Annotated in this window: 13 protein-coding genes, 2 tRNA genes and 3 rRNA genes; 11 read left to right on the top strand and 7 right to left on the bottom strand. The window is 46.5% G+C overall.

Annotated elements, in window-relative coordinates:
* Positions 1-4 precede the first annotated feature (4 nt).
* Positions 5-2,365 (bottom strand): hypothetical protein, encoded by a 2,361-nt coding sequence (locus ABWW58_RS16420; RefSeq protein WP_353870156.1) that lies wholly within the window; start codon positions 2,363-2,365, stop codon positions 5-7.
* A gap of 212 nt (positions 2,366-2,577) precedes the next feature.
* On the opposite strand from ABWW58_RS16420, the gene ABWW58_RS16415 reads away from it, so the two are divergent.
* From ABWW58_RS16415 to gerD, 4 genes are all read left to right on the top strand, one after another.
* On the top strand, positions 2,578-3,012 hold the full coding sequence (locus tag ABWW58_RS16415; protein ID WP_093674176.1) for a DUF2521 family protein: 435 nt from the start codon (positions 2,578-2,580) through the stop codon (positions 3,010-3,012).
* 69 nt (positions 3,013-3,081) lie between these two features.
* Entirely contained in the window at positions 3,082-3,792 is a 711-nt protein-coding gene (gene cwlD / locus ABWW58_RS16410; RefSeq protein ID WP_353870154.1) for an N-acetylmuramoyl-L-alanine amidase CwlD, read from the top strand.
* Positions 3,793-3,874: 82 nt separating this feature from the next.
* On the top strand, positions 3,875-4,918 hold the full coding sequence (gene salA / locus ABWW58_RS16405; RefSeq protein WP_353870153.1) for an iron-sulfur carrier protein/transcriptional regulator SalA: 1,044 nt from the start codon (positions 3,875-3,877) through the stop codon (positions 4,916-4,918).
* Between the two features lie 645 nt (positions 4,919-5,563).
* Entirely contained in the window at positions 5,564-6,127 is a 564-nt protein-coding gene (gerD, locus tag ABWW58_RS16400; protein WP_353870152.1) for a spore germination lipoprotein GerD, read from the top strand.
* Here the strand turns inward: gerD and ABWW58_RS16395 are convergent.
* On the bottom strand, positions 6,124-6,876 hold the full coding sequence (locus tag ABWW58_RS16395; RefSeq protein WP_353870151.1) for a polysaccharide deacetylase family protein: 753 nt from the start codon (positions 6,874-6,876) through the stop codon (positions 6,124-6,126). The two genes, gerD and ABWW58_RS16395, sit on opposite strands and share 4 nt — an antisense overlap.
* 455 nt (positions 6,877-7,331) lie before the next feature.
* Between ABWW58_RS16395 and ABWW58_RS16390 the strand changes: the two genes are divergently transcribed.
* The 5 genes from ABWW58_RS16390 to ABWW58_RS16370 all read left to right on the top strand — a co-directional run bounded on the left by ABWW58_RS16390 (position 7,332) and on the right by ABWW58_RS16370 (position 12,470).
* Positions 7,332-8,880 (top strand): 16S ribosomal RNA (locus ABWW58_RS16390).
* 208 nt (positions 8,881-9,088) lie between these two features.
* Positions 9,089-12,015 (top strand): 23S ribosomal RNA (locus ABWW58_RS16385).
* 69 nt (positions 12,016-12,084) lie between these two features.
* A 5S ribosomal RNA gene (gene rrf, locus ABWW58_RS16380) occupies positions 12,085-12,201 on the top strand.
* Together the 16S, 23S and 5S rRNA genes with 2 tRNA genes alongside form the textbook arrangement of a ribosomal RNA operon.
* A gap of 119 nt (positions 12,202-12,320) precedes the next feature.
* Positions 12,321-12,395, top strand: a tRNA-Asn gene (locus tag ABWW58_RS16375).
* Position 12,396: 1 nt separating this feature from the next.
* Positions 12,397-12,470, top strand: a tRNA-Thr gene (locus ABWW58_RS16370).
* A gap of 106 nt (positions 12,471-12,576) precedes the next feature.
* Here the strand turns inward: ABWW58_RS16370 and ABWW58_RS16365 are convergent.
* The 4 genes from ABWW58_RS16365 to ABWW58_RS16350 all read right to left on the bottom strand — a co-directional run bounded on the left by ABWW58_RS16365 (position 12,577) and on the right by ABWW58_RS16350 (position 16,190).
* Positions 12,577-13,500, bottom strand: coding sequence for a hypothetical protein (locus ABWW58_RS16365; protein ID WP_353870150.1), 924 nt, complete (start codon positions 13,498-13,500; stop codon positions 12,577-12,579).
* A gap of 174 nt (positions 13,501-13,674) precedes the next feature.
* Complete coding sequence (locus ABWW58_RS16360) at positions 13,675-14,343, bottom strand: DUF4163 domain-containing protein (protein ID WP_353870149.1); 669 nt, start codon at positions 14,341-14,343, stop codon at positions 13,675-13,677.
* Between the two features lie 556 nt (positions 14,344-14,899).
* Complete coding sequence (locus ABWW58_RS16355) at positions 14,900-15,637, bottom strand: SDR family NAD(P)-dependent oxidoreductase (RefSeq protein WP_353870148.1); 738 nt, start codon at positions 15,635-15,637, stop codon at positions 14,900-14,902.
* Between the two features lie 19 nt (positions 15,638-15,656).
* Entirely contained in the window at positions 15,657-16,190 is a 534-nt protein-coding gene (locus ABWW58_RS16350) for a cysteine hydrolase family protein (protein ID WP_353870147.1), read from the bottom strand.
* A gap of 259 nt (positions 16,191-16,449) precedes the next feature.
* On the opposite strand from ABWW58_RS16350, the gene ABWW58_RS16345 reads away from it, so the two are divergent.
* Positions 16,450-17,082, top strand: coding sequence for a LysE family translocator (locus ABWW58_RS16345; protein WP_353870146.1), 633 nt, complete (start codon positions 16,450-16,452; stop codon positions 17,080-17,082).
* Positions 17,083-17,291: 209 nt separating this feature from the next.
* Here the strand turns inward: ABWW58_RS16345 and ABWW58_RS16340 are convergent, their stop codons facing one another.
* Positions 17,292-18,503, bottom strand: coding sequence for an MFS transporter (locus tag ABWW58_RS16340; protein WP_445783448.1), 1,212 nt, complete (start codon positions 18,501-18,503; stop codon positions 17,292-17,294).
* A gap of 568 nt (positions 18,504-19,071) precedes the next feature.
* On the opposite strand from ABWW58_RS16340, the gene ABWW58_RS16335 reads away from it, so the two are divergent.
* Positions 19,072-20,163 carry a TIGR04053 family radical SAM/SPASM domain-containing protein gene (locus ABWW58_RS16335; protein WP_353870194.1) on the top strand — a complete coding sequence of 364 codons (1,092 nt, stop codon included), beginning with the start codon at positions 19,072-19,074 and terminating at the stop codon, positions 20,161-20,163.
* The last annotated feature ends 84 nt before the right edge of the window (positions 20,164-20,247 follow it).

Below are 20,247 nucleotides of genomic sequence, written 5' to 3'. Positions count from 1 at the left end.
GCAGTTACGGAGACGCATTGCCAGAAGCTGATTCCCGAACTAAAAAAAGAGCGGCGGATGTTCTCGAGCAGACCGAGAACAAGTAGGGCAGAAGCACAAAAGGAAACCAGTCGCGCGGTTTTGTCTCGCGTCTTGTAACTGTAATACATGTAGGATGCGGCGGGAAGCACGGATACAAGGGGAGCACCGGCATATCGAAAAAACTGTTCCATATGAGCGCCACACTCATAAGCATGAATAGGTGCGTCACCCAATAGTAAATCGTACCGGGGATCGGATCCTTTTTCTTCATAAGCAGGAAGCTTGCGGCAGCAACTCCAAAAGCAACCGCTTCTAGATAGAGCACACCCCATGTCAATGCGGCACCATGACTTGCGAGCAGCCAAGTAGGATACAGTAATGCCGCTCCGGTAAGCAAGCCATGCGGCAACGCCCACAATTTGCTTGGACCACGCTTGAGAAACACGGCGGAAAGCAAAGCCCCGAAGATAAGCACGGCTAAATCGGGCAGGGTAGGAGCAAGCGCTCGTTCATTAACTATGAAGAGAAGACCAATCACGTAGTAACCGCCGCTTGTGTAAAGAACTGTCCTCCGAACTGCCGGCGCGTATGCGCGTGCGATTAAATGATAACCAAGAAGAACCGCGCTGGCTGCCGCCAACTGCACGCTTTCCGGCCAAGTGTTGGGAAAGAGTACGATCAATACAATGCCGAGCCAGGTAGCGTTTGCGTGTCCGGTGAATGTCGCAACCGTTCCGGAGTGCACTAGACTTGCCACCAGCAAAAGCATCCATGCGGCTGCCGCCCAGATAAGCCACTCCCACTTATCAAAGATTAAATATCCAGCGCCAAGGCTGATAAATAAAACACATCCGGTGACTATTGGCAACGCTGTCTGATACCGTTTCATCAACCGAGCGGCATGTTTATAAAGAAAAAGACTGATGAAAAGAAGGAAGCTAAGGAGCATTAGAGAGCGCAGCTCGGTCGCAAGCGAGCTCTGTAAAAGGATACAAACATCAAAAACAAGAGCGTAGACTGCGAAGAAGGTGACGTATGGGAACCACTTTTCTTGATGACGTTTGGTGAGCATGACCAACATACCGATAATGCCAACGAGTGCGGGTAATGACCATAGATAAGCGGCTCTATTAGGTGTTGCAATGACTTCTGAATACGTATAGAGCGGAATTCCAATGCTGAACGTGAAGGCAGAGCCTGCGCTCAAACGCCGGTAGACACGTGCCCAAACGGGATCCGCGAAACGCTGGATGCCGTATTCCGAAATGGCGATATAAAATGCGAGCAGAACGGTCCATGATACAATGCTCAATGAATAATCATGGGCATAAAGCGTTACTTGGTAAAAAGCCTGCGCGCAAAAGAAGAGATAAACGGCATGATAGCCTTTGGACATGCCTTTATATACGCACCAAAGAAAAGCGCATGAGATGAGCACGGAAACGATGCTATACGTAATCACCGGCTGCCAGAAAAGTAAAGCCAGCAAAGCGTTTACGGCAACCAGTGCTTGCGTGAAAATGCGTTCGTATTTTAACGTACAGCTAAACAAACGAGAGCGGCGCGCGCGGGTCCAAAAGTGAGGTGCGGCGAGCCAAACGAGACTGAACAGATTGATTGTGACTTGCCAAGCGGTTGTTTGATGGGTGAGAAAGTAAGCTCCGAAACATAGAGCGGTATAGCCGAACAAAAGGGACAGCCCATCAAATAGGCGGGATGAATAGCGCCGAGCAATCCAACGATAAAGCAGGACAAAAAGCAGCGAAGAGAGGCAGCCCAGCAGCGTGGCACCATAGCCATGAAGAGCGAAGTAACTGCCAAGCAGTTGATAATAAGAGGCGCAGACAATGATAATAGGAAGAAACAGCGCCGATAGAGTGGTGAAGGCGAAGGCAGTTTGGCGAATCTGAAGCTTTCGTGCCACATAGCTCATCAGTGAAAAGACAATAGAAACGGATAGAATGGCGAGCATTTTTATGAACGCGTTCATTGCACCCCAATTGGTTGTCGCCAGAATGAATCCGCCTAGAAGCAGAAACGAAACGCCTAGAATTAACACGAGTGTCAGATTCTTTTCACGAAGCTGTTCTTTTGTGAGCTTTCGTTTGAGAGGCTTTTGAACCGATACTGCATTTTTTTGGTGAATTTTCAATTGATTTGTTTTTTCGGTGATCGTTTTTGGCGGGATGGCTTGTGATGTATGTTGGTCTTGAGGCATCGCGTTCACGTTTGCGATGTACTTTGTATAAGCAGTGCGGAGTCGCGAGGCTTCGGCTTTGGTAAGATAGCCGCCCCGAAGCATGCCCTCAACCTCCACAAAAAATGAATGGGTTCGATCAGACAAAGACAATCACCTCCGGATTGTTTTCTATGCAATTTTTTACTTTCTTTAAGTATCATTTTTTCTGAGCGCTTCGTCAATGCCAATGGTGCAAATCCTTTTCAGTAGTTCATCCTGCCACCACTTTCCTTGTGATTAGAACGGGCATGGAAAAAGCTGTTAGGGTTGATCGCGCACCTCTTGCCGGATGATAAAGAAGGAAAGGGGGAGCGACAATGGGTGTTGTCATGGATTTTAAAGAGAAGCATCGTCACAAGCAATTGGATTCGGAGCGCCGGGCGCTTCAGGATTTATCATTTACAAAGATTGAAGAGGCGGTAAACAATTATTTTGATCGTTATTTAGCACTTGTGCCGGCAGCGGGGGCGACGGGAAAAGAAATGTGTGCCGAGTACGCGCTTGAGAGCTTTTTACTTGGCTCCTCAATGGGCAAATTCGGTTTTTATGGAGAAGAAAAAATTGAAGCGTTTAAGCGCAGCAAAATCGAATTTTACAGCCTTTACGATGATCTTTATGATTTCTGGCTCTTCTGGAACATTGATCAGGAGTCGCGCGACGAATTGCAAGATGCATGCCGAAAATATTTGTATTATTGGTGGTCGGAAGGCTTTGAAGCATCACTGAAAAGGTGGCGGCTCAAGCTTCATTAATCCCGCATAATTGCAGGCTTTGTCCATATATATGAGATAGAGACAGGCTTGTGAGCTGGGGGGATCGGATTGAGACGGAGATGGCTGTTTTGGGGATGCTTGATTGTGGTGATCGGGTTTGTTGCACTCACCAGTGTCAAATGGCTTGTCAGCTGGCATGCGAGCCAGAATTGGCATACGCCGCTGGCGGGGCGCGTAATTGTTGTTGATGCCGGACACGGCGGACCTGATGGAGGAGCCGTAGGCGGAAGTACCGAGGAAAAAGATATTACGCTCAAAATTGCGAAGGATGTGCGTAATTATCTACAGGAAATGGGAGCGATTGTAGTCATGACGCGTGAGCGGGACACAGATTTAGCCGATGATAATTATGAAGGCCGACATAAAAGACAGGATCTTGTCCGCCGCGCTGACCTGATCAACAAAACGCATCCGGACGCTTTTATCAGCGTGCATCTCAACGCGATACCGATGCCGAGCCTGCACGGCGCGCAGACTTTTTATCATCCGAAGTCGAGTGAAAACCGCAAGCTCGCTCTATTCATTCAGGATTCCTTGAAACGCAATCTTGGGAACACAACGCGTTATGCAAAGCCGATTAGTCATGTATATCTTTTGAAAAAGGCAGAGTCGCCGTCAGCACTTGTGGAGGTAGGTTTTCTATCGAATGATCAGGAACGCGCCTTGCTTATTCAACGCGATTATCAGAAGCAGGCAGCAGCTTCCATAGGCCAAGGCGTGATGCGCTATTTTACAAACGAAAAGGTACCTTCTGATTAAAGATGCATGTTCAATTACTGGGTTTTTAATTGCCGGGTTGGTATACTGAAGATGCGTCAATTGGGAAGGACTGGTGAGAGAAATGATGGATCAACAGCAGGTTTTGGACGTGCTAAAAACCGTTCAGGACCCCTTTTTACATAAAAGTCTGGTGGAAACGAAGGCGTTGAAAGATGTAGTAATTGAAGACGGACGCATCCGTCTGGAAGTCGCGCTTTCGAAGCAAGATCAGGTCAAGCAAATGCAGATTCAAGTCGAGATCTCGTCTAAGCTCAAGGAGCAAGGGGCCGCAGCAGTGGTTGTACGCTTTACGGTACTCAGTGATGAAGAAATTCGTCAATTGGGCGGGTTCCCAGCCACTCTTCCAACACTGCTGTCACCTGGAGTCAAGACGGAGTTTATCGCCGTTGCGAGCGGTAAGGGCGGCGTCGGTAAGTCGACGGTATCCGTCAATCTCGCATTGGCGCTGGCAAGGCAGGGAAAAAAAGTCGGTCTATTGGATGCCGACATCTACGGATTCAGCGTGCCGGATATGATGGGGATTGAGAATCGCCCGGCGATTAAAGACAACCGGATTATTCCCGTCGAACGGTTCGGCATCAAGGTGATTTCAATGGGCTTCTTTGTTGAAAATAATTCGCCGGTTATTTGGCGCGGACCGATGCTTGGCAAGATGCTGAACAACTTCTTTAACGATGTGTATTGGGGCGACTTGGACTATTTAGTGCTTGATTTGCCGCCGGGAACCGGGGACGTGGCGATGGACATTCACAGCAAGCTCCCACATTCGAAAGAGATCATTGTGACCACGCCGCATCCAACCGCCGCATTCGTGGCAGCGCGCGCAGGCGCAATGGCGACACATACGGATCATGAGATTCTCGGCATTGTTGAGAACATGGCCTACTACCAAAGCAAGAAAACCGGTGAAATCGAGTACGTCTTCGGCAAAGGTGGCGGCGACAAGCTCAGCGACTTGCTGAAGACTGAACTCTTAGGCAGAGTGCCGCTCACGCAACCGGTACCTAAACAAGGTGTGCTCGCTCCGGGTGTCTATTTTGAAGATGATCCGATTGCCCCGGTCTACGATGAGATTGCGCATAAAGTGATTAACAAGTTAACTTAAGAAATTGATTTCACCCCGAATTTTGGATGTCGACGTCCGAGATTCGGGATTTTTTGGTTACGAGTTTTTCGAAGTTCAACGCACTAAAAAGTAGGAGTCAATACACGAAAACCAAGGCCCAATGCACGAACGCCCAATTTCAATGCATAAATGAGAGCCCGAGTCGAGTCTATGCATGAAGATTGAAGTTCAATGCATGAAGATTGAAGTTCAATGCACGAAAACCAGAGATCAACGCATAAATAAGAGCCCAAGCCGAGTCTATGCACGAAAAGTGAAATTCAATAAACGAAAAGTAGGATTCAATGCACGAAAACCAAGGTTCAACGCACGAAACTCAAGGCCCAAGGCATAAATAAGAGCCCAAGCCGAGTTCATGCACGAAAACTGAAATTCAATGCACGAAAAGTAGGGATCAATGCACGAAAACCAAGGTCCAATGCACGAACGCCCAATTTCAATGCATAAATAAGAGCCCGAACCGAGTTTATGTATGAATTTTCTTATCGCGCAGTTCGTCTAAACGCTACACCTAAATTACTCTGATCAAATCGGATCGATCACCATCTCTCATGCTATAAATTAGCCCAACCATCTGCATAAAAATGTACGAGCCACACATATTAAGTGCGGGAGGATGGTGTTATGTCTAGGCTACTATCATTAATCATGTGTACGGCGATAATTATCGGTGTGGCGGGTTGCGGCGGTCAGCAGAAGCAGCCGTCATATCAGGAAAATAAAAAGATGGTCATTGATCTTCTGAAAACCGATGATGGCAAAGAGGTTATTCGAGATCTCTTGAAGGACAGCGATATGAGGCAGGCCATTATACTTGATGAACCTATTGTCCGCAAAACTATTGTTCAGACGCTCACGACGGAGCAGGGGCAAAAACTATGGCGACAGCTGCTCAGCAATCCCGATTTTTCTGAACAGCTTGCGAAAACAATGGAAAGCGAGAACGAAAAATTGCTGAGAACGATGATGAAAGATCCTGGGTATCAAGGCATGATGATGGATATTCTCAAAACGCCTGAAATGCAGCAGCAATACTTGAACCTCATGAAAACCAAGCCATTCCGTGCGCAAATTGACAAAAGCATTGCCGAACTAATGGCAACACCTCTATTTAAGAAGAAACTTGCCGACACGATTGTCGATACACTAAAAAAAGAACAGGAAAAATCGGAGAGTGCGGATGATTAGTCCATTAATTTGCTCTTTGATTGTGTGTCGGAGATCAAACTTTTCAGCGTGACAAAATGAAACCCCCTATTTTCAAGTTCTCTAATAATAAGAGGCAACGCACGATCGGTCCCTTTAGCCGAGTCGGATGCATGGAGCTTGATGATATCCCCCTTACCGGTATGTTGCAAAACGCGTTGAACGATAACCTTGTATCCAGGGTTTGTCTCATCTTGAGGGTTGACACTCCAAAGGACCACCTGTTGATTCAATCCTTTTGCAATATTCAGCGTATCTTTAGTTACTTTACCGAAGGGCGGTCGAATCATGTCTGGTCGCTCACCCGTTGTCTTATAAATTGCTTCGCGTCCAAATAGGATATCTGAACGCACACGTTGCGCGGTTAATTGTGTGTAGTCTTCATGACGCATCCCGTGGGATTCGACTTCATGCCCTGATTTTTGCATGCTGCGGACAATATTCGGATGGCGCTCAGCCCATTCGCCGGAAACAAAAAAAGTCGCCTTGACGTGTTCTTCATTAAGCGTTTTTAAAATTAGCGGAATCTGCTGGTCGCCCCAATTAATATCGAAAGTCAGCGCTAGTTGCTTTTGGTTTGTTGTGACTTTGGAAAGCGCTCCGGAGGATTGGATCGGCGTGAACACATCAGTCTCTTGTCTTTGAACAAATAAAATCAGCGCTGCAAAGAAGGCGGCGATAACAATCAGCATGATGTTTTTTAACTTTTTTCCATTGATAATCCAAAGCATGAGCGGACCACCTCATTTGAATGTTTGTACCATTGTATGGGCAAGCACTAGTGAATATGCGGCGGGCGTAAAGGAGAAAAGAAAAATCAAAAAAACTGTTGACATTTTCTTGATACCTGGTAAAATAAATTTTGTTGTCTTTCCGAAAATTGATTTTGATTGATCTGATGATCGAAATTAAAATCAAAAAAAGATGTTGACAATGAAAGAACGAGAAGGTATAATAATTTAAGTCGTCTGATAGAGATGACCGAGAATGTTCCTTGAAAACTAAACAAAAGCCAAGCGTGATTTAAAAAGGGTTTAACCCCTGATAAATTCAAATTGCTATGGATCTTATGAACGAGCTTCCACAGGATGTGGTGACTTCCGCGTTATGCACAGGACGTGCGTGACTTTAGCGGAAGATCCGCTCCTTTGGAACTGAAACAAAACTGTGTTATAAAGCAAGACACTTTTTGGAGAGTTTGATCCTGGCTCAGGACGAACGCTGGCGGCGTGCCTAATACATGCAAGTCGAGCGCATTGAAGGGAGCTTGCTCCCGGATGTGAGCGGCGGATGGGTGAGTAACACGTGGGTAACCTGCCTGTCAGATTGGGATAACTGTGGGAAACCGCAGCTAATACCGAATGATCCCCTGCACCACATGGTGCAGGGTTGAAAGATGGTTTCGGCCATCACTGACAGATGGGCCCGCGGTGCATTAGTTAGTTGGCGGGGTAACGGCCCACCAAGACCGCGATGCATAGCCGACCTGAGAGGGTGATCGGCCACATTGGGACTGAGACACGGCCCAAACTCCTACGGGAGGCAGCAGTAGGGAATCTTCCACAATGGACGAAAGTCTGATGGAGCAACGCCGCGTGAGCGAAGAAGGTTTTCGGATCGTAAAGCTCTGTTGCCGGAGAAGAATGAGTATGAGAGGAAATGCTTGTACTGTGACGGTATCCGGCCAGAAAGCCACGGCTAACTACGTGCCAGCAGCCGCGGTAATACGTAGGTGGCAAGCGTTGTCCGGAATTATTGGGCGTAAAGCGCGCGCAGGCGGCTTCTTAAGTCTGATGTGAAATCTTGCGGCTCAACCGCAAATGGTCATTGGAAACTGGGAAGCTTGAGTGCAGAAGAGGAGAGTAGAATTCCACGTGTAGCGGTGAAATGCGTAGATATGTGGAGGAATACCAGTGGCGAAGGCGGCTCTCTGGTCTGTAACTGACGCTGAGGCGCGAAAGCGTGGGGAGCAAACAGGATTAGATACCCTGGTAGTCCACGCCGTAAACGATGAATGCTAGGTGTTAGGGGGTCCAACCCTTAGTGCTGAAGTTAACACATTAAGCATTCCGCCTGGGGAGTACGACCGCAAGGTTGAAACTCAAAGGAATTGACGGGGGCCCGCACAAGCAGTGGAGCATGTGGTTTAATTCGAAGCAACGCGAAGAACCTTACCAGGTCTTGACATCCTCTGACAAGCCTAGAGATAGGCCGTTCCCCTTCGGGGGACAGAGTGACAGGTGGTGCATGGTTGTCGTCAGCTCGTGTCGTGAGATGTTGGGTTAAGTCCCGCAACGAGCGCAACCCTTGATCTTAGTTGCCAGCATTCAGTTGGGCACTCTAAGGTGACTGCCGGTGACAAACCGGAGGAAGGTGGGGATGACGTCAAATCATCATGCCCCTTATGATCTGGGCTACACACGTGCTACAATGGGTGGTACAAAGGGCAGCGAAACCGCGAGGTCAAGCGAATCCCATAAAGCCACCCCCAGTTCGGATTGCAGGCTGCAACTCGCCTGCATGAAGCCGGAATTGCTAGTAATCGCGGATCAGCATGCCGCGGTGAATCCGTTCCCGGGCCTTGTACACACCGCCCGTCACACCACGAGAGTTTGTAACACCCGAAGTCGGTGCGAGAACCTTTATGGACTCAGCCGCCGAAGGTGGGACAGATGATTGGGGTGAAGTCGTAACAAGGTAGCCGTATCGGAAGGTGCGGCTGGATCACCTCCTTTCTAAGGAAACGATCGATAGCGAAACGCTTGAGCTTTTGTTTGGTTTTGAAGGACACATTCCTTCACCGGTATGCCGAAAGGCAGCCATGAACCTTGAAAACTGGATAACGAAAGTAAGCAAAGTCAAGAAACATCCAAGCGGTTTATAGATCATGATGAATTCATGGCTTGTAAATCGATAGTAAGCGAACGCGTCAGCGTTCAGTGTGGTTAAGTTTTAAAGAGCGCACGGTGGATGCCTTGGCACTGGGAGCCGATGAAGGACGGAACGAACTCCGATAAGCTCCGGGGAGCTGTAAGTAAGCATTGATCCGGAGATTTCCGAATGGGGGAACCCCCTATCCTGAACGGATAGGATGCTCTGCTGAATCCATAGGCAGAGTAAGGCAGACCCGGGGAACTGAAACATCTCAGTACCCGGAGGAAGAGAAAGCAAATGCGATTTCCTGAGTAGTGGCGAGCGAAAGGGAAACAGCCCAAACCAAAGTGCTTGCACTTTGGGGTTGTAGGACACTCCACATGGAGTCAGAAATGCACGTTTCAGGCGAACGACCTGGAAGGGTCGGCCAAAGAAGGCAAACGCCCTGTAGCCGACGGAACGTGCACTCCGGAGTGGATCCTGAGTACGGCGGGACACGAGAAACCCCGTCGGAATCCGGGAGGACCGTCTCCCAAGGCTAAATACTCCCCAGTGACCGATAGTGAACCAGTACCGTGAGGGAAAGGTGAAAAGCACCCCGGAAGGGGAGTGAAACAGATCCTGAAACCGTGTGCTTACAAGTAGTTGGAGCCCCCTTCGGGGGTGACAGCGTACCTTTTGTAGAATGGACCGGCGAGTGACGATTCTAAGCAAGGTTAAGCTGAAGAGGCGGAGCCGCAGCGAAAGCGAGTCTGAATAGGGCGAATGAGTTTAGGGTTGTCGACCCGAAACCGTGTGATCTACCCATGTCCAGGGTGAAGTTCAGGTAACACTGAATGGAGGCCCGAACCCACGCATGTTGAAAAATGCGGGGATGAGGTGTGGGTAGGGGTGAAATGCCAATCGAACACGGAGATAGCTGGTTCTCCCCGAAATAGCTTTAGGGCTAGCCTCGGATGAGTGAGACTTGGAGGTAGAGCACTGATTGAATAAGGGGTCCCCACAGGATTACCGAGTTCAGTCAAACTCCGAATGCCAAGCCCTTACGTCCGGGAGTCAGACGGCGAGTGATAAGATCCGTCGTCGAAAGGGAAACAGCCCAGACCGCCGACTAAGGTCCCTAAGTTTGTGCTAAGTGGGAAAGGATGTGACGTTGCCCAGACAACCAGGATGTTGGCTCAGAAGCAGCCACCATTTAAAGAGTGCGTAATAGCTCACTGGTCGAGTGGCGTCGCGCCGAAAATGTAACGGGGCTAAGCACAGCACCGAAGTCGCGGATGACCGTAAGGTCATGGTAGGGGAGCGTTCCAAGGGCATTGAAGATGTGCCGTGAGGCATGTTGGAGCGTTTGGAAGTGAGAATGCCGGTATGAGTAACGAAAAGAGAAGTGAGAATCTTCTCCGTCGAAAGCCTAAGGGTTCCTGAGGAAGGTTCGTCCGCTCAGGGTTAGTCGGGGCCTAAGCCGAGGCCGAAAGGCGTAGGCGATGGATAACAGGTTGATAGTCCTGTACCAGCGTTTCACGTTTGAGTGATGGGGGGACGCAGGAAGGTAAGGCGAGCGCACGGATGGAAGTGTGCGTTCAAGCCGCGAGGCTTGCAGCGAGGCAAATCCCGCTGCTATCGGCCAAACGGTGATGAGGAGGGAACTTAAGTACCGAAGCGCCTGATCCTACACTGCCAAGAAAAGCCTCTAGCGAGTGAAACGGTGCCCGTACCAAAACCGACACAGGTGGGCAAGAAGAGAATTCTAAGACGCTCGGGAGAACTCTCGTTAAGGAACTCGGCAAAATCACCCCGTAACTTCGGGAGAAGGGGTGCTCGTCGGACCTACGGGTCCGATGAGCCGCAGTGAAAAGATCCAAGCGACTGTTTACCAAAAACACAGGTTTCTGCTAAACCGTAAGGTGATGTATAGGGGCTGACACCTGCCCGGTGCTGGAAGGTTAAAAGGAGAGGTTATCCTTCGGGAGAAGCTTTGAATTGAAGCCCCAGTAAACGGCGGCCGTAACTATAACGGTCCTAAGGTAGCGAAATTCCTTGTCGGGTAAGTTCCGACCCGCACGAAAGGTGTAACGATTTGGATACTGTCTCAACGAGAGACCCGGTGAAATTATAGTACCTGTGAAGATGCAGGTTACCCGCGACAGGACGGAAAGACCCCATGGAGCTTTACTGCAGCTTGATATTGGATGTGGGTATCGTTTGTACAGGATAGGCAGGAGCCTTTGAAACCGGACCGCTAGGTTCGGTGGAGGCATCGGTGGGATACTGCCCTGACGATATCGACATTCTAACCCTGAACCGTGATCCGGTTCGGAGACAGTGTCAGGTGGGCAGTTTGACTGGGGCGGTCGCCTCCTAAAAGGTAACGGAGGCGCCCAAAGGTTCCCTCAGAATGGTTGGAAATCATTCGCAGAGTGTAAAGGCACAAGGGAGCTTGACTGCGAGACCTACAAGTCGAGCAGGGACGAAAGTCGGGCTTAGTGATCCGGTGGCACCGCATGGAAGGGCCATCGCTCAACGGATAAAAGCTACCCTGGGGATAACAGGCTTATCTCCCCCAAGAGTTCACATCGACGGGGAGGTTTGGCACCTCGATGTCGGCTCATCGCATCCTGGGGCTGAAGTAGGTCCCAAGGGTTGGGCTGTTCGCCCATTAAAGCGGTACGCGAGCTGGGTTCAGAACGTCGTGAGACAGTTCGGTCCCTATCCGTCGCGGGCGTAGGAAATTTGAGAAGAGCTGTCCTTAGTACGAGAGGACCGGGATGGACACACCGCTGGTGTACCAGTTGTTCCGCCAGGAGCATACGCTGGGTAGCTATGTGTGGACGGGATAAGTGCTGAAAGCATCTAAGCATGAAGCCCCCTTCAAGATGAGATTTCCCATGATTTTAAATCAGTAAGACCCCTTAGAGATGATGAGGTTGATAGGTCTGGAGTGGAAGCACGGTGACGTGTGAAGCGGACAGATACTAATCGGTCGAGGGCTTAACCCAGAACTTTGGATGACTTGACAATGCGTATACGTTCGTTACCGGTTTTGAAGGCTCATGTGAGCCGGTTCGTCTGGCGGTTATAGCGAAGAGGTCACACCCGTTCCCATCCCGAACACGGTCGTTAAGCTCTTTTGTGCCGATGGTAATTGGGGGCTGTCCCCCTGTGAGAGTAGGTCACTGCCAGGCAATTGAAAGAGGCAGGAAGTCATCGATGATGGCAACCTGTTTCTTATTATATTTTATTATGTGAACCCTTCCATGGTAATGGAGAGTACATTATAATATACATAGCTTTACTTATGTATTCCACAGTAGCTCAGTGGTAGAGCAATCGGCTGTTAACCGATCGGTCGTAGGTTCGAATCCTACCTGTGGAGCCATGCTTCCATAGCTCAGTTCGGTAGAGCACTTCCATGGTAAGGAAGGGGTCGCTGGTTCAAGTCCAGTTGGAAGCTTAAAAGCAAGACCACTTCCCACAGTGAACATAAAAGCTGTGAGAGGTGGTTTTTTTTGTATGCTCATTTATTTGCTGTGAAGGATTTTATAGCGATCAATGAATAATTAACTTTCAAATCTACCAAAAGACTGAAGCAGTTGTATGTTCTTAATAACTATGTTAGCTTTCCACCAATTTTCACTAATTGCAAATTCTTTAATAAAGTTATTCCAGCTCCATGTTATATTCCAAACGCCTTCCGCATTTCTTGTTTCTAAGATATAGTCAAGCTCTTTAATAAGAAATTCTTTGTTTTCCTTATAAAATGGACTGTCGGGCGATTGAATAAACGCAGATGGTTTGCACCCATAGTCGTTCCAACTAGCTAAGCCTTTTTTTATCAGATCGTTTACCTGCTGACGTAATCGTTCACTTAAACGACCATATTCAAACTCGTCATGTAAATTTGCTTTATCAATGGACATGAGCATATGGTTCACGCATAAAAGCGGGTGCATTTCTAGATGTGAATTTTCCAAAAATGCTTTTGAAAGTTCCTGAGCAATGGCTAATCCTTTTAAATAAATTTCACTGTTCTTGTCAGCATGTTCTAAAATGAATCCTATTATAATAGCTGTTGGATTGTATTCCCTGCGGCTTGCACTATCTGAGTCGGTATGCCACCACGGGGCTTGAGGATAGTCGTTATTCGATGAAACCGTATTTTCCCATTTACCACTCCTAAAATCAACCCCGCTTTCTAGATACATTAGTATTCCATGAATTAGTGGGTGATTTTTGCCATCAAAATGAATCTCTCTAAGAATTTCCATGGCTGTTGATGTTTGCATTGGTGTTGAATTAGGATTCCATGAATCAGCCTCTAACGCATGACCAAATCCACCGTCTTGATTTTGATACACGGATAAAGCATTTAGAACATTTTCTTGAGAGCCACCTTCAAAATGATATTCCCATCTAGCTAAATCCAGGGGGCGTGCATTGCGATAAATCCAATTTCTAATAACAGAAAAATCAACCCCTGACAAGTTTACAGTTATTTTCCCACTCTCATATTATTATTTGTAAGTTAAGGTGTTTCCGTAAATATAAATTCGCCTTTGTTCATTTAACACTAAACATAGATATATCTTTATTTTTAACGATAACTGACTAAATCACCGATTGAATTTGGTGAAAATGGTTCTGCAAGGATAAAAAATTCATCTATAAACGGATTCAGGAATCTTTATGAAAAGATAACCATCAGGGTAGGATTTGATTTCACCGTCTTGAAAGACGAGATAAATGCCATGATCGTACAACGAGATTTGCGTATCTTTGTTCACCGTAAAATCACTTAATTTCGATACGGACTGGGCATAAGGCTCGTGCGTACTCAGATAGTTAAAGGCATATTTTTTCACTTTTTCATACTGGGCAGAGGTTTTGAGAATGTCCTTAATCTCATACTGCTGCCCGGTAGACAAATCGAAATTGTATAGGGTCACGTAGAGGCTGCCGTTTGAGCCGCCGGTATACATGTAGTCACGATATAAAATGCTCAACTTGCCGTTCTTATTATTAATGACATTGTAAGCGGAGTTGTAGGAATAACGGGAATCCTTAGTAAAGGTTCCGGTTCTTTTTAGATTTAGTGCATTTTTGTAGGAATTTTGGCCGGCTTTTTCCAGCGTCTCATTAATTCTTGCGGCAGCTTTTTTATTGATCCCTTGAACTTGAGGGTACAGCAGCAAGCGTTCGCCGCTGTAATGATGCTTTGTGAAGCGGGGTACAGAGGTTTCCTGATGCTGAACGGCTGTAAATAAGTAGATTAAAAAGGTAATGAAAATAAGAGCTAAAGCTGTCAGAAAGAACACACGACGTTTCATCGCAACCATCCTTTGCACGATTTTTTAAAAGCGACAACATTGAGCAGCAGCACCAAGAAAGTGGAGTGAAGCAAATGTTGTAGGCAATTTCCAATATGAAAAATTATTATCTCATAGAATCGACAGGAAAAGAGAATTAAGGTGAAGATTTATACATTTGCATGTCTGAATTCTTGAGTTTAATGGAGAGAGGTTGATTCAGGTTCAGCAAAAATGAAGCCGTCTCTTATTGTCGTATAGAAAAAAATACAAAACACTTGATATATAATTAAACGTAGTTGTATAGTATGAATAAAGATCCCTCTGTGAAAAATTAGAGTCACCATCTTCTCTGCACCTCTGCAGAGAAATTTTTTTTATATGCTGAATGACGTTGCTAAATAGGGATGACAACTTGCGAAAAAAGGTAAAGTGTCGTCAATTAAGCCAAAACAATAAAAAGGAAATTTTGAATAACAAGTTACTGATTACTGATCAGAGGCGCATAAAAAAGAGAGGACATTATCGGCAGATTACTGTATCGGTTATTTCTAATGGTGAGCTGTTGCCCTAATGGTTAATTGTCTCTCCTCATTAGACTGAAGCTTTGCGCGGTTGGACCGATCTCCGGCTGTGATGCTAAAAATAGAGCTAAGGGGGTCACATCTTCAGGCTCTTTTATCCACTCTCCATCTATTTGAAAGACACTATCCTTAGCGTTATTATCCATTGACGTGTTGACCGGGCCGGGAATCAGTTCATTAACACTGATTTTATACGTGCCTAATTCCTGAGCGAGAACGCGGGTCAGCATCCATAATCCTGCTTTAGAGCAAGCATATGCAGAGCTGCCCTGTCGCCCTTTATGCCCGACACCGGAGCCAATTGTTATGATTTTCCCTCCGCGCTGTTTCATATAGGGAATTGCTGAATAAGCACAATTGTACGCACCCATGAGGTTTACATTAACCGTTTCAAACCAATTTTGCGGATGGCTTTCCTCAACTAAATTTCTGTCCTTGTTGACACCCGCATTGATGACGAGAATATCTACGCTGCCAAAGCGTTCACCTGTTTTATGGAAAAGGTGCGTAACGGCATTCAAATCAGTAACATCAGTTTGGATGGCTAATGCAGTGCCGTCACCCGTCCGTATTTCATTAACCACTTCATCAATGTCTTTTTGTGTTCGTGCAGCGCAAACGACGGAAGCCCCGTTTTTTGCGTAGGCCAATGCAATCGCTCGGCCAATTCCCCGGCCTGCCCCGGTAATGACGGCTACCTTGCCGGCAAGCAGCTTTTCTTTAGTATGCATCTGATTTCCCCTCGCTTGACTACTTTTTTTGAAACTCTATTTCATTAGCATTTTTTGTATCCGCGAACCAACGTAAAACTTGATTATGATGATTAATGATTTGTTGCGCGGTCAGCAATTCGCTGTTCCACGTACTATGCGTATCTTTTACCAAGGTAACCGTATAACCCATGCTGAATGCTCTTCTGCATGTTGTATCAACGCATACTTCGGTTTGTATCCCTGTAAGAATCAGGTGATCAATCTCTTTCGCTTTTAGTTTTTCTTCTAAACACGTATTAAAGAAGGCGTCAGGGGTTTTTTTTTGGACGAACGTGTCCGTATCCATTGGTGAAAGCCCGGGATGTAGTTCCCATCCTTTCGTTTTATATTCCAAGGGTTTTCCGACAGGGGTGTTGTGCTGGATATAAAAGATAGGTACATCAGCAACACGTGCTTTATGAATGAGTGTTTTCAAATTACTGATTAGATGATCTCCATTGTATACGGGGTTTTCACTTTCAAACATTCCATTTTGTACATCAATAATAATCAATGCCGGATTTTGCAGCATAATATTCCTCCTAAAAAATAGAATGTGTGTTCTTGCTAAGGATACATGAACGTTTAAAGTATGGCAAGGAAAAGTGAACAGATACGAGTACATTGATGGTAAAAAATCCCAGCTACTCTACCTCTTGCTTACCATAGGTCTCATCCTAAGGCAAAATGTTGATTATTCGACTTTTCAAGTCCGATTGAATAGATAACTTTATTTTCTGTCATTCAGGTGGTAAGCTTGACAGAAAATAGTTTAAAAGGAGAATGAGACTGTGGTTGACTCGATTACTTTAATCAGCTTTTCACTGGTAGCTTTGGGAATTGTCTGTGCACCTGGGCCAAATATGATGTATCTCGTATCCTGTTCTCTGACTCAGGGCAAGAAAGCTGGTTTCATTTCTTTATTGGGTGTCGTCACAGGGTTTATTGTCTATGTGATTGCGACAATCTTGGGACTTGATTTCATCTTTAAAACGGTTCCTCTGCTTTACTCAGCTATTAAAATAGCAGGAATCCTCTACTTGCTGTGGATGGCATGGAACGCCGTAAAACCAGGCGGTCAGTCGGTATTTGAACCGCATAATGTTTCTCATCATTCTCTGAAAAAAATCTACTTGAACGGACTAATGACGAATTTATTAAATCCAAAGATAGCGGTTCTTTACATATCACTGCTACCGCAATTTGAGCATCCTCAAAATGGTCCGCTAGCCATGCAAATAGGGGTACTCGGGGCCACACAGATTATCATCAGTTTTTCTGTGAACTTATTAATTGTGTTATTTGCGGGTCAAGTTTTCCAACTGTTAAGGGAGAGACCGGTATGGAAAAAGATTCAAAAATACTTTATGGCAACTGTTTTAGGACTGCTGGCGTTAAATTTGGCATTTACTAAAAATAAATAAATACTGTTGCTCTTTAACTGAAGACTCGTGGTTTCATACCATGTTGTAAGGAAACGCCAAAAGCCCCCCGAACTGGTCTGCGGAGGGCTTTTTGATTTCGTATAAAACGCTCTTTGTGTCGATCGTAATTATATCATAAACTTCTAGTTTACTCTAAAGAGCTACCTTGTCAGACATTATTTTCTAGGTGAATATATAACGCTTTCTGATCAAAGGATTTTCCTTTTCGCCCAAAAATGAGTGGACAAGGAAAGTAGCAGAGCGACGACTAACAAGATGATTGTTCCGGTTAGTACGACCGCTCTTATTGAAAAATATTCCGTCGCCAGCCCAAAAATGATCGTTGTCACAATGATGAGTACGGCTTCAATTAGGTCATATAAGCTGCCGACCCGTCCCATGATTTGTGTTGGTATGCTCTGTTGGTAGAAGGTTAAGAACCCGGCATTGGCGAGGGCCATGAAAAAGGAAAGAACAAAGAAGCCTGCTGCAGCAACAGAGAATGAGTGAGAAACAGCATAAAGGATGTAACCTAGTGAAAAGAATAGCGCGCCTATTTGAATGAAAAACGCGATCGAAAGTTTTCGGGCGAAAAGTGACGTGACAAATGCGCCGAAAGCGATACCGGCTCCGGCGATACTGACAAGAAAACCATACCGTGTATTGGACAGGCCTAAAACGCTTTTTGCAAAGGCTGCCTCAAGTGAATCAACAGATGCCGCCATGACCATCATGCAGCTGAATAAAAAAGCGACGGTCATGACTAGTGAATTTTTCAGGCTGAATTGAATGACAATCTGCCAATCCATTTTAATGACCTGAAGAGACATTTTCTCTGCGATGGCAAAGCGGGTATGCTTTTCTACGTCGGGCAGGGACAGGATAACCAGTGCGGACAGAACAAAGGATAGCCCATTCATATAAATCGCGAACATGGGGGAGCCAATCAGGAACAATAATCCAGCAATAGCCGGTCCGACTAAAAAGCCTCCGGATTCAACTAAACCTCTTAGCGAATTAAATTGTTTTCTTTGATCCGGTGGTGTAATTTTTGTAATGTAGGTCATTGCAGCCGGGCTAAACATTGAACTTGCCATGTTAGTCAAAAAAACAATGAGGAAGATAAAGAAAAGTGACGGTATGCTGGGCAAAAGGACAATCAATGCTGCGCGCGCCAAATCGAGCACAATCATCAGCTTACGTTTATTCAGCCGATCAATGAGGCTTCCCGACCAGAAATTAGTCAACAAAGTTGCTGCCGGCTTCAGTATATACAGGACAGTGACAGCCAGCGGTGAGTGGGTCATATCAAGAACAATTAAGTTGAGGGCTATCAGGTAGATCCAGTCTCCGATATTAGAAATGCCGATGCCCAGTAATAGGAGCAGTGAATTTTTCCATAGTGTCAACCTTTTGCTGATTTTCATAACGACTACCTCCGTTTAACCTTTTGATTGATCATGTGGTTAATCGAGGGCAGGAAACATCGTTTCATCATAAAAAACTCACCTCCAAGACAAATCAAGTCTTGGGGACGAGATCAGCTTCGTGGTGCCACCCCAGTTCGCAAACGGGTCTCCCTGCTTGCCTTGTCAGGTATCAATTACCTGCGCTCGATAACAGGAGCACTGTCGCACAATCATCTAGTTGAATCCCATGCGCAGCTCAGAGGCTTGTTTCAGCATGCTGCTCGTGATCCTTTTCACCAACCGGACCTCTCTAAACAGAACAATCATGGCTTACTTTTCTCGTCATCGCTTTTCGTGTTTAGCAATGAATGTAGCATAATTATTATAGAAAGTAAATTGAAATAGCCTCATTTTGCCTGGATGGAAATCTAGAAAAACTACGTATTCTTAAGCTGGGTGAATAGACCAATCCAGCATCGTGACCAATCCCCAAAGGTATGATAAACCTCACTGGTGAGACGGTCACAGTAGAGTAGAATGGTAACAAATGATTAAAAGAAGGCGCTTTATTGTGGCTGAAATGCGCGATTATAACCAAAATCCGTTCATCGTTATCTGGGAAGTGACACGCATGTGCCCACTTCACTGCCTGCATTGCCGAGCAGAGGCGCAATTGCATCCGTATCCGGGTGAGCTGACGACTGAAGAAGGAAAAAGGCTGATCAATGAAATCTACGAGATGGACAACCCGCTGCTGGTGTTTACGGGTGGTGATCCGTTGATGAGAGCGGACATCTATGAGCTGATCGGTTATGCGTCTCAAAAAGGAATGCGCGTCTCGATTACGCCATCGGCAACGCCGCGTCTCACGCGCAAAGCGATATGTCGTACGAAAGAGGCGGGGATTGTGCGCTGGGCACTGTCTCTGGATGGGCCGGACGCAGCGACACATGACTATTTCCGAGGATTCCGCGGCACATTTGACCGAACGATTAAGGCGATTGACACGCTCAATGAGCTGAACATGCCCTTTCAAATAAACACAACTGTTACTCAGTACAATGTGAACAAGCTTCCGGAAATTGCGGCACTAATGGCGAAGCTGGGTGCGGTTGTTTGGACCTTGTTTTTTCTTGTTCCGACCGGACGCGGCGATTGGCTCAGACCGATTAGTCCGGAGCAGCACGATTCGGTTATGCGCTGGGCTTTTCAGCTTCAGGAGCGTGTTCCTTATAGGATTACAACAACAGAAGGACAGTTCTATCGCCGCGTGATGTATCAAGGAAATGTGAAAAGAATCAATGATGGGCTGGAGCCGATCGGAAACTTTCACGATGATTTGGCGCGGGCGCCGCGTGGAACAAATGATGGCAATGGTTTTATTTTTGTCAGTCACACCGGCAATGTGGAGCCATCGGGCTTCCTTCCCATTGTGTGCGGCAATGTCAAAGAAGAGTCGCTCGCACAGATCTATCGAACATCTCCATTATTACAGGCCTTGCGCAACCCGGACGGTTATAAAGGAAAATGCGGCATCTGCGAATTTCGATTGATGTGCGGAGGTTCACGGGCGCGTGCCTATGCGGTTACGGGGGATTATCTGGCATCTGAACCCTATTGCGTGTATGTGCCGCAATCCTATGAATCGAGAATGACGGATGAGACTGTCTAGTAGAAATCGATCAGCTTCATTTTTTAACAAAATTAGAAAACTTGGCTTCGCCAAGCCTCTGGCGAAGGCGAAGCCTAAGTTGCA

Source organism: Sporolactobacillus caesalpiniae, from assembly GCF_040513385.1.
GTDB lineage: Bacteria > Bacillota > Bacilli > Bacillales > Sporolactobacillaceae > Sporolactobacillus.
The sequence above is the reverse complement of the archived record's forward strand: the minus strand, read 5'-3'. Positions and strand labels throughout refer to the sequence as shown.

What these genes read in the sequence shown, in the direction of transcription:
- ABWW58_RS16355 (WP_353870148.1), bottom strand. Translation starts at nt 15,637, where the DNA reads ATGCATACTAAAGAAAAGCTGCTTGCCGGCAAGGTAGCCGTCATTACC.
- ABWW58_RS16335 (WP_353870194.1), top strand. Translation starts at nt 19,072, where the DNA reads ATGCGCGATTATAACCAAAATCCGTTCATCGTTATCTGGGAAGTGACA.
- ABWW58_RS16360 (WP_353870149.1), bottom strand. Translation starts at nt 14,343, where the DNA reads ATGAAACGTCGTGTGTTCTTTCTGACAGCTTTAGCTCTTATTTTCATT.
- gerD (WP_353870152.1), top strand. Translation starts at nt 5,564, where the DNA reads ATGTCTAGGCTACTATCATTAATCATGTGTACGGCGATAATTATCGGT.
- ABWW58_RS16415 (WP_093674176.1), top strand. Translation starts at nt 2,578, where the DNA reads ATGGGTGTTGTCATGGATTTTAAAGAGAAGCATCGTCACAAGCAATTG.
- ABWW58_RS16395 (WP_353870151.1), bottom strand. Translation starts at nt 6,876, where the DNA reads ATGCTTTGGATTATCAATGGAAAAAAGTTAAAAAACATCATGCTGATT.
- salA (WP_353870153.1), top strand. Translation starts at nt 3,875, where the DNA reads ATGATGGATCAACAGCAGGTTTTGGACGTGCTAAAAACCGTTCAGGAC.
- ABWW58_RS16350 (WP_353870147.1), bottom strand. Translation starts at nt 16,190, where the DNA reads ATGCTGCAAAATCCGGCATTGATTATTATTGATGTACAAAATGGAATG.